The organism is Streptomyces zinciresistens K42 (genome assembly GCF_000225525.1).
GTDB lineage: Bacteria > Actinomycetota > Actinomycetes > Streptomycetales > Streptomycetaceae > Streptomyces > Streptomyces zinciresistens.
Genome location: NZ_AGBF01000009.1, coordinates 83,406 through 92,703 on the forward strand (window position 1 = coordinate 83,406; position 9,298 = coordinate 92,703).

A 9,298-nucleotide genomic window follows, 5' to 3' on the forward strand; every position below is an offset into this window, starting at 1 on the left:
GCTCAAAGCATGCAGCAGCCTGATGCCAGAGAAGGGGTATGTCGTGGCTGGGGCGGTCGGCTCCACGGCTTTACGGAGCCACTTTGGCGCGAGCCTCGAAGATCATGGCCCCAACGTCGTGCTTTACCGGGCAGGTCCACAGACTGCCCGACGCGCCGGAAGCTTACGGGGCCATGATCACTCGCGCCAAAGCAGCGCCACCCCAAAGCCGCTCCACCGACCTCATTGTTTTAGTACACGCGCTCTGACGCCTCAGCAAGAGCGTCACCAACCTCTGCCCTCTTCGCTCTGTCAGGCCGAGGCTTTTCACCTCTAACGAGTGAGTGCGCAAATCCAGCAGGGGGGTCGTCCACTGGATCAAAGACGACTCCGACGCCGCATGCGCGAGGCACTGAGGCATTGAAGGCGAACACCATTTGTCCCGGCTTTTTGGTTACCGACTCAGGACCAAGATTTTCCTCATCCAACAGAGTCTTACGGTAAACAGATATACCGTCAGGATCGAACTGAAAGGCGGCGCGACTGGGCGTCTTCACTTCGCTAATGAGATCAGGGACAAGGAAATCAGGCACATCCGGAACGCGCCGATACAGTATTTCACTGTCCAGGATATCTGGATCATCCCACGCGGATGAATCTTCCAAGGCCAAGACTCCCCTCCCCATCAGGCCGAGTCAGACAAACAGTCTCTTCCACGTGGGATTACTGGCCCAAACCCTGAGCGAGATCTCCTTGAGGGCTCGCTTGGCTTCCAAGGCGATTCCCCTATCGCTCAAGTAGCCGTCGACCCGCGACTCGCCGTCAATATTGGCAGCGTAAACGTACGGCGGCTCCCCAGGAGAGAACTCGATCTCCAGACGCTCTTTTCCAGCGCGCCATTCCGCTAGAACCCCACCCTCAGCCGTCGGCGTCAGAAAAGGGTAAACGCTTCGGCTTTCGGTGAGGTGATCCAGAACCCGATAAGTCTGGTGGGTGACGCTTTGAGCGATGGGCTCAGCATGACCACCATCCCAGCCAGTCTCAAGGGAACGAAGTTCACGGAGCTTCGAGCTGATGTACATCTGCAGCTCCAGCTTCGTCGATGCGCCGAGCGGCTGAAGATGCGAAACGCTACCCTCTCCGGCCAAGCGAGGTGCAACCTTGCGGATCAGCCACATTCCAGCTGGCTCTCCCCGCCTGGTGGCACGCGAGAAATCTCTCGCTAAACCAAGGGACGAATTGCAGCCGCTAGGACCAGCGGCGTACAAACTCCAAGCAGTCATTCCATTTCCCCCCACTCTTGACGCATTCGCTGACTAGTCACCCTTTTAAAGACGCTAGTCACCACGTCATGCGCATCATCCAACGCACCCCAGAAGTCCGAATCAGAGTCAATGTCAGATTCTGCACTGAGACTCAGATTTGAACTGTCAGGGATCTCGTCCTCGACCCCTTCTCCGACCGCCGAATCCACCCCTACCAGGACACCGATACTAGGGTTTTCTTCATACTCGCAATAATGCACGCGAAAACCAGAGTAGTCAGGCTTGGCGAATGGGAAGGCGCATTCAGCCTTCCATCCCGTCAGGACACCCGCCATGGCTTCATGAGCCGTCATACCGAGGAGATTATTAACATATTCTACCGACACGCGCTTAACTTCGGGAATCTCCCCTACCGCTTCATGGGAGAGCTTACTGAAGCGCTCGAATTTTTCACTCAACTCAGCCTTGAGTGCCTCAAATCCCGGATATTCAGCACCATCAGAATGGAAGTGCCAAGAAAAAATAAATCGGTCGTACTGAAAACGAATTCTTTGATCGCCACTTTCCGTGACGAAGACACACATGGGCATGGGCCAAGAGAGTCCAGATTGGACGAATTGAACAGACTCTGGCTCTTGTGGGCCCCAGGACGGAAGCGGAGTTAGCTCTTGCAGTTCGGGGTACTGATGGCGCCACTCCACGCGCAGCGGAGCCAGATCAAGTGTTCGAAGCTTTGACAGTGGCTGCAGAAAGACGCTGAGGACCACCGAATGCACAGGCGGCCGATCGAAGCTCAGTTTTTTCGCCATAGCGACACCCCCTTCTCCAGGTTACCCACATCAACTACGCAACTAACAGCAGTTGTACTCAGTCCGTTACTGCGAAGCCTTGACGATGACCACTGTGTCACAGTTTGTACAGGTATGCAGTGGACTAGTCCAGGAGCTGACCGTGCCGCGACCCTACTGACGAACCATGTGCCTCAGCTAGCGGTTGGCTCACAATCACGCAACATCCAACACTGGCATGTGCTCATCAACGCAGTACACCGTTCTCCGTGGCTGATGGGTAGGCGCTGGAAGCTCAAAGCGGTGCAGCTCTGCCGGCGGCTCTCGGGAACCGTGCCAGACGCGTGCCAGGTCGTGCAGGGAATAGCGGGGCGCACCAGGGAACTAACGCCAGGGTCAGCCACGGTCCGAGACTGCTCCGCACCAGGTCAGCGCAGTAACCACTGCTGTGTGACCCGAGCTTCCCAAGCTGAGAGTGCGAGTTCGATTCTCGTCACCCGCTCCATGATCAAGGCCCAGGTCGGTGACCTGGGCCTTTTTGTTGGCCGTGGTGATCAGGGGTCGCTTGGCGGATCACCTGTCAGGTGGCCCACGCATCGGCCATCACGAAGGAAACGACCGTTCCGCCGAACCGGCTGGGCCCGGCGTGCCAGGACTCGGCGATGGAGTCCACGAGGAGCAGTCCGCGCCCATGCGCGTCAGCCGCCTCCGGTCGCCGCATCCTCACGTTCGCGGGAAACCCCGGGTTGTGCACCTCGACCCGGAGGGAGGTGCCCTCGCGGAACCACGCAACCCGGACGACCCACGGTTCTTCCGACCGGCCATAGACGATGGCGTTGGTCACCAGCTCCGAGATCATCAGCACGCAGTCATCCACCGAGCAGGCGAGGTCGTACGGGGCGACGAGCTTCCGGAACCGGCGTCGCGCGATCCCCACCGACTCAGGTAAGGGGTCCATGGTCATAGCCCCGAGGCGCGGCGAGCCCTCAGATGGGCAGCGGTCGATCGTGTATCGCATCCGTACTCACTCCTTGATGCTGCCGTCCCAGTTCAGGCAGCGCCGTCTCGACGCGGCACGGGTACGGTCGTTGACGATGGGCAGCGCGAGCGTGGTGTGTGAGCCGGCTCGCCTTCCAGCCCTCCCGCGGCACGCTCGGAAAGGTAAGTACGCGTCCTGTTTCGGCTGCTGCCCCGTCACGATGTACCCCTGCCTTTAAGTGGCCTTAGCCACTTACTGGATAGTGGCATTAGCCACTCGTGCGGCGCAAGCGGTGCACCGAAATGACGAACCATCAGGTGAGCGGATAGCCCTGCTCGAATGCCCAGCGGTGCGGCGGGTAGGTGGCTTCGGCGAACTCCAACGGTCGGTCCTGGAGGTCGAACACCACGTGATGGACTAGCAAGACAGCTGATCCAGGCTCCAGTTGGAGGTCAGTCGCCTCCTCCCCTGTCGCCTGGCGAGCGCACATGCGATCTTCGGCGTAACTCCCCTGTCGGCCGGTCACGTTCTCGACATACATCAGGGTGCCTTCCTGGATCCGCTCCGGCTCCAGCAGCTTGGGAGCCCGCTCCCCGACGTCCGGCGCGAACCAGGAAGTGGACAGATTGATGGGCCCGTCCTGGTTGTTGGTCACCCGCCGGCGGTGCACTGCTCGACGATCCTTCACCAGGCCCAGCGCCTCAACGACGTGATCCGGCGCATCCAGCCAACCAGTCGAGGTGATCGCCGCGTACTCACCGGGGGTGTAGATCTTTCCGGTCTGCCGGGCCCGCCCGTACAACTCCCTTGCCCGCCGGTTGACTTCAAGGCTCCGCACATAGGTGCCGGACCCCTGAAGCTTCTCGACGAGCCCCTGATGGCTCAGCGCTGCCAGCGACCGCGCGGCGGTCGGCCTGGACACCTTCCAGTTCGCCGCCAGTTGTCGCTCCGAGGGGACCTCGTCCCCCGGTCTCAAGTCGCCCCGAAGGATCTGATCGCGGATGAAGTGAGCGATCTGGAGATACTTCGGCTGCGCCTCTTCGATCTGAGGCATGTATGCCCCTCCTCATTCAAGTGGCTATGGCCTCTAGCCACTATAGGAGGGGGCAGGGGGCCGAACCCGTATTCTTGGGCACATGACGCGGTTGATCGTCGCAGCAGGTGGAGGAGGGGACGCGGTCGCCGCCGCAATGCTCAACGCGGCCTTGTACGGCGACGAGGACCGGGCGGTGATCCTCACGTACGCGTGGGACCGCCTGTTGGTCGACCCCGTCCCAGGTCCTCGAAACCCCTCCGACTTCACGGGACTCGAACCCGTCACTCAGTCGGTCTGGTCCGTGCCGGCATCAGCGCGCCCGATCGCTCCAGCCGGATCCACCCTCCCACGGCTTGCGGCAGAGCTCCCTCACACCTTCGCGCTGATCGATCCGCAACACGGCGCCGAGGGCATGACTCGCCAACTCGAAGAGCTGGTGAGCCACTTGGAACCGAAGTCGATCGATCTCCTGGACGTGGGCGGTGACATCCTCGCGCGAGGCGACGAACCGACACTGAAGAGCCCACTGGCCGATGCGCTGACGCTGGCCGCGTGCTGCCAGGTGAACGCGTCCGTCCGCCTCTTGGTCGCCGGCCCCGGTCTGGACGGCGAACTCCCCGTCGAGAGCGTACGCAGCCTGCTCGGGCCTCTCGTCCACGCCTTCACGGTGGAGGACACGGAGCCGGTCGGCTCGGTCCTGGAATGGCATCCGTCCGAGGCGACCGGCATGCTCGCCGCGACTGCACGGGGAGTGCGGGGCATCTGCGAAGTACGGGACGCCGGACTCCTCATCCCGCTCACGGACGACGCCCGGACGGTCCATGAAGTCGACTTGGACGAGGCCCTGGACCGCAACGAGTTGGCAGGCGCCATCCTGTCGACCACCACCCTGGAGGAGGCTGAGGCACACAGCCGCGAAGTCTGCGGCTCCTCGGAAATCGACTACGAACGCAACAAGGCCGCATGGCGCAAGGAGCAGCCGGCGAAGGAGCTCGACCCCGGTACCGTGCTGTCGCGGCTCGACGCCTTCGAGAGCGAGGCCCGAAGCCGCGGAGTCACGCACACGACGTTCCGCCGCCTCACTGAAGCCCTTGACTTTGGAGGTTCACCGCGCGAACAGCTACGCAGCCTGCTCATTGGCCATCGCCCCGAGCAGTACGCGGCGCCGTTATGGCAGGTTTCATGATGAATGACGAATGACGGCGTAACTTGCCTGATCGGTTGAGTGATCAGAGCGGTCTCGTCGGCCAGTTGAGGAGGCGGGCGCCTATCGTCGCCGTCTGGAGGGTGTAGCGCTGGGTGGGGTCGGCGGGGTTCACGCCGGTCAGGGTGTGGATGCGGTCCAGGCGGTAGGTGAGGGCACGGACGCTCAGGGTCAGCCGGCGGGCCGTTTCGGCGGCCACGCAGCCCGAGTCGAAGTAGGCGTTCAGGGTGTCGAGGAGGGGGCGGGCCCCGCCGCGGGCCTGTTCCAGCGGGCTGAGGGTGCTGCGTACGAGGTCCAGGAGCGCCTGGCGGTCGCGCGCGAGTACGGGGAAGACGAGCAGGTCGGCGGCGTGCAGCACGGGGTCGCCGAAACCCATGCGCTGGGCCACGTCGAGGGCGTTGAGGGCCTCCTCGTAGCTGTGGCCGATCCCCACGGCGCCGTTCCTGGGCCGGCCGATCGCGACCTGGCCGCCGTCGGTGCCGGCGTGGGCCTGCTTGGCGAAGTGGGTGAGGACGTCCTCCTGGTCGCCCGGCGCGATGCAGACCATCCGGCCGTTCTTGGTGGTGAACAGTATCCGGCGGTTCTCGAACCGGCCGAACAGCGCGTCCTCGACGCGGCGCGGCACCGGGTCCGTCTCGTCGTACTTGACCGGCCCCTCCGCGACCGCCACGGCGTGCAGGCGGGACAGGCGCAGGCCGAACCGCTCGGCGCGGGCGGCGAGATGGCCGGCGTCGCCCCGGCCGTGGAGCAGGTCGTCGATGAACTCCCGTCGGGCCGCCTCCTCTTGGCGGATGACGAGTCGCTGGGCGCGCTCGTATCCGTCGGCGAAGGCGTCCATGGCCTGTTCGACGAGGGGCAGGACGTCGTCGGGGCTCGCCGTGCTCGGCCAGGCCGCGCGGGCGGTGGCGAGGTGCTCGCCCACCAGTGCGCGCCATCCGTGGCCCGCTGCCGCCGCCTTGGCGCCCAGCGCGCGGCGGGAGTCGAGTTCGTCGCGTGTGAGGCGGCGGCCGGTGGCGGCGGCGTCCGCCAGGATCTCGGCGTACCCGTCGAGGAACCGGCCGGGTGTGTGGTGGTGCTCTGCGGCCACCTGGGCCTCCCCCTCCCTGCTTCCGGCACGCCGGGGCGGCCCGGTGTCCGGTCTCCGGTGTGTGGTCTCCGGTGTGTGGTGCGTGGCGTGTGGTGCGCGGTGTGTGGTCTTCCGGGTCCAGTGTCCCAGGGTGCGGTGCCGGGGTGCCGGGGTGCCGGGGTGCCGGGGCGGCGTGGCGTCGTGGTCGGTGGCGGGCGCTCGCGCCGGGGCCGACGGGTTCCCTCGCGTTCGGTACGGCCTGCTGTTCGGTACGGCCTGTGTCCGGTACGGCCCCGTGTCCGGTGCCGCCCTCGCCGGCCGCGTACGGCTGTGGGTCCGCTGTGTCCGGTTGCCGGAGGCCGGAAGTTCGGTCCTGTGGCGGAGGGGTGCGCCGCGGGTCGCCCCCCGGCCCCGGTGGCCGCTCCCGGCGGCCCCGCTGTCGAGGCCCCGGCATAAACCGAGCGTAAAGATTGCCGGATCACGGCAGTGAAAGCCCCCGCGGTCCCGTGTGAGGATCGGGGCACGGCGGAGACCGGCGGCGGAGCGAGCGGGGGACGGTACACATGGCCTGGTTCCTCGGACTCGGCATCACGGGGGTGGTACTGCTCGCCCTGGCGCTGGTCTTCGACGGAGTCCTGGAGGGGGCTCTGCACGGTGTCCTGGACGGTGTCCTGGACGGACTGCTGTCGTTGCCGGTCGTCGCCGGGTTCGTGGCGATGACCGGCTTCGGCGGGGCCATCGCCCTGGGCGCGACCGGCATGGGGCCGGTGGCGGCCACCGGCGCCGGTGCGCTCGCCGGGCTGGGGACGGCCTGGCTGACGTACCGCTTCGGCCGTGCGCTGATGCGGGACCAGACGGCCGCGACGCCCCGCGCCGACGGTCTCATCGGCACCGTGGGCAGCGTGGTGACGCCCATCCCCGCCGACGGCTTCGGTGAGGTGCTGCTCCAACTCGCGGGCCAGCCGATGAAGTTCGCGGCCCGGTGCGCCCAACCGGTGGCACGCGGTACGGAGGTGTGGGTGGAGTCGGCGCCGACCGCCACGTCGGTCGTGGTCCGGCCTGTGGACCGCTGAGCCGCATCGCCGCCCCCTCCGTCGCCGCCGCCTTCTTCCTTCGTGCCGCGTCCTTCGTGCTGCGTCCTCCGTCCTCCTTCGTCCACCATCCACCACCCGCCACCACCTCTTCCGTTCGTCTTCTCACGCTTGATTCGGGGGCATGGTCATGAGTCCTGTCGTTTTCGCAGTGGTGGGGGTCGTCGTACTCCTCGTGCTGCTGGCGCTCGTCGTCATCACGCGCTACAAGGTCGCCGGGCCGAGCCAGGCGTTCATCGTCACCGGCCGGCGCGGCAAGAAGTCCACCGACCCGGAGACCGGGCGGGTCTTCACCGACAACAGCGGCCAGAAGGTCGTGGTCGGCGGCGGGGTCTTCGTCGTGCCGTTCGTGCAGCAGAAGTTCACGCTCGACCTGTCGTCCCGGCACATTCCGGTCGCGGTGCGCGGCGCGGTCACCCTGCGCGGGGTGAAGGCCAACCTCGACGGCGTCGCGATCGTCAAGGTCGGCGGCACCGAGGACTCGATCAGGGCCGCGGCGCAGCGGTTCCTGATGCAGCAGGACGGGATCGTCGGGTTCACCCAGGAGGTGCTGTCCGGCGCCCTGCGGGCGATCGTCGGACGTATGTCGGTGGAGGACGTCATCCGCGACCGCGCCGCGTTCGCGGGGCAGGTCGCCGAGGAGGCGGAGGCGAGCCTGTCCGGGCAGGGCCTGGTCCTGGACGCCTTCCAGATCCAGGACATCACCACCGAGGGCTCGTACCTGGAGGACCTCGGACGGCCGGAGGCCGCGCGGGCCAAGCAGGAGGCGGACATCGCCGAGGCGGTCGCGCGGCGGGCCGCCGAGCAGGCCCGGCTGAAGGCGGAGGAGGAGATCGCCGTCGCCCAGCGGACCTACTACCTCAAGCAGGCCGAGATCAAGGCCGAGACCGATGAGGCCGCGGCCCGTGCCGCCGCGGCCGGACCGCTCGCCGAGGCGGCCCGGCAGCAGGAGATCCTCGCCGAGCACGAGAAGGTGGCGGCACGTCAGGCGACCCTGACCGACCGGCAGTTGGACACGCAGGTGCGCAAGCCCGCCGACGCCCAGCGGTACGCCGCCGAGCAGGAGGCCGAGGCCAAGGCGGTGGCCCGGGTCAAGCAGGCCGAGGCCGAGCGGACGGCCGGTATCGCCGCGGCCCAGGCGGAGGCGGAGCGGGCCCGGCTCACGGGTGAGGGCGAGAAGCAGCGCCGTAGCGCGCTGGCGGAGGCCGGGGCCATCGAGGGGCTCAGGCAGGGTGAGGCCGAGCGGGCCCGGCGTGCGGCGATCGCGGAGGCGGTACGGCTGGAGGGCGAGGCCGAGGCGGCGTCGACCGCGGCCACGGGTGCGGCCGAGGCCGAGGCGATGCGCAAGAAGGCGGACGCGTTCGCGCGGTACGGGGACGCGGCCGTGCTCCAGATGCTCGTCGAGGTGCTGCCGCAGGTCGTCGCCAAGGCGTCCGAGCCGCTCAGCGCCGTGGACAAGATGACCGTGATCTCCACGGACGGCGCGGGCCGGCTCCCGCGTGCCGTGGCCGACAACGTGGCCCAGGGCATCGAACTCCTCGGCTCCACCACGGGTGTCGACCTCGCCGAGCTGCTGAAGGGCATCACCGGCCGGTCCGGGGGCCCGAGCCCCGAGCCGGCGCCCGCGCACACCGACACGCACGCGGGCGCGCACGCCAGGGCCAACACGAAGGGGAACAGCAAGGGGAACGGACAGGACCACGGAGGGGACAGCGGAAGGGACAACGGAAAGGTCGAGATCACCGGCTGACCGGCTGACCGGCTGGGCGGAGGGCGAGGCGGGGGAGCGGAGTTCCGGACGGCCCGGCGGGTCCGGCCCGCTCCCCCGCCCCGGCCGCGCACGGCGTACGGCCCGCCCGGGTCGCACGCCGTACGGCCCGCCCGGCCGCG

The 9,298-nt window shown here is 66.8% G+C and carries 8 protein-coding genes; 3 read left to right on the forward strand and 5 right to left on the reverse strand.

Annotated elements, in window-relative coordinates; genetic code table 11:
- Window positions 1-674: 674 nt before the first annotated feature.
- The 4 genes from SZN_RS40840 to SZN_RS05705 form a co-directional block, all read right to left on the reverse strand.
- Window positions 675-1,157 carry a hypothetical protein gene (locus tag SZN_RS40840; RefSeq protein ID WP_139063528.1) on the reverse strand — a complete coding sequence of 161 codons (483 nt, stop codon included), beginning with the start codon at window positions 1,155-1,157 and terminating at the stop codon, window positions 675-677.
- 101 nt (window positions 1,158-1,258) lie between these two features.
- The gene (locus SZN_RS38270) at window positions 1,259-2,053 is read right to left on the reverse strand and encodes a TIGR04255 family protein (RefSeq protein ID WP_078508460.1); all 795 of its coding nucleotides are present in this window, start codon (window positions 2,051-2,053) and stop codon (window positions 1,259-1,261) included.
- Between the two features lie 559 nt (window positions 2,054-2,612).
- Complete coding sequence (locus tag SZN_RS05700) at window positions 2,613-3,050, reverse strand: ATP-binding protein (protein WP_043728521.1); 438 nt, start codon at window positions 3,048-3,050, stop codon at window positions 2,613-2,615.
- A gap of 274 nt (window positions 3,051-3,324) precedes the next feature.
- Window positions 3,325-4,065 carry a GntR family transcriptional regulator gene (locus SZN_RS05705; RefSeq protein WP_007492257.1) on the reverse strand — a complete coding sequence of 247 codons (741 nt, stop codon included), beginning with the start codon at window positions 4,063-4,065 and terminating at the stop codon, window positions 3,325-3,327.
- 136 nt (window positions 4,066-4,201) lie between these two features.
- Between SZN_RS05705 and SZN_RS05710 the strand changes: the two genes are divergently transcribed.
- Window positions 4,202-5,233 (forward strand): DUF1152 domain-containing protein, encoded by a 1,032-nt coding sequence (locus SZN_RS05710; protein WP_007492258.1) that lies wholly within the window; start codon window positions 4,202-4,204, stop codon window positions 5,231-5,233.
- 43 nt (window positions 5,234-5,276) lie between these two features.
- On the opposite strand, the gene SZN_RS05715 is transcribed toward SZN_RS05710, so the two are convergent.
- Entirely contained in the window at window positions 5,277-6,338 is a 1,062-nt protein-coding gene (locus SZN_RS05715; protein ID WP_007492259.1) for a PucR family transcriptional regulator, read from the reverse strand.
- Window positions 6,339-6,880: 542 nt separating this feature from the next.
- Here SZN_RS05715 and SZN_RS05720 point away from each other — a divergent pair.
- Complete coding sequence (locus tag SZN_RS05720) at window positions 6,881-7,390, forward strand: NfeD family protein (RefSeq protein ID WP_007492260.1); 510 nt, start codon at window positions 6,881-6,883, stop codon at window positions 7,388-7,390.
- Window positions 7,391-7,538: 148 nt separating this feature from the next.
- Complete coding sequence (locus tag SZN_RS05725; protein WP_078508463.1) at window positions 7,539-9,158, forward strand: SPFH domain-containing protein; 1,620 nt, start codon at window positions 7,539-7,541, stop codon at window positions 9,156-9,158.
- Window positions 9,159-9,298: the final 140 nt, after the last annotated feature.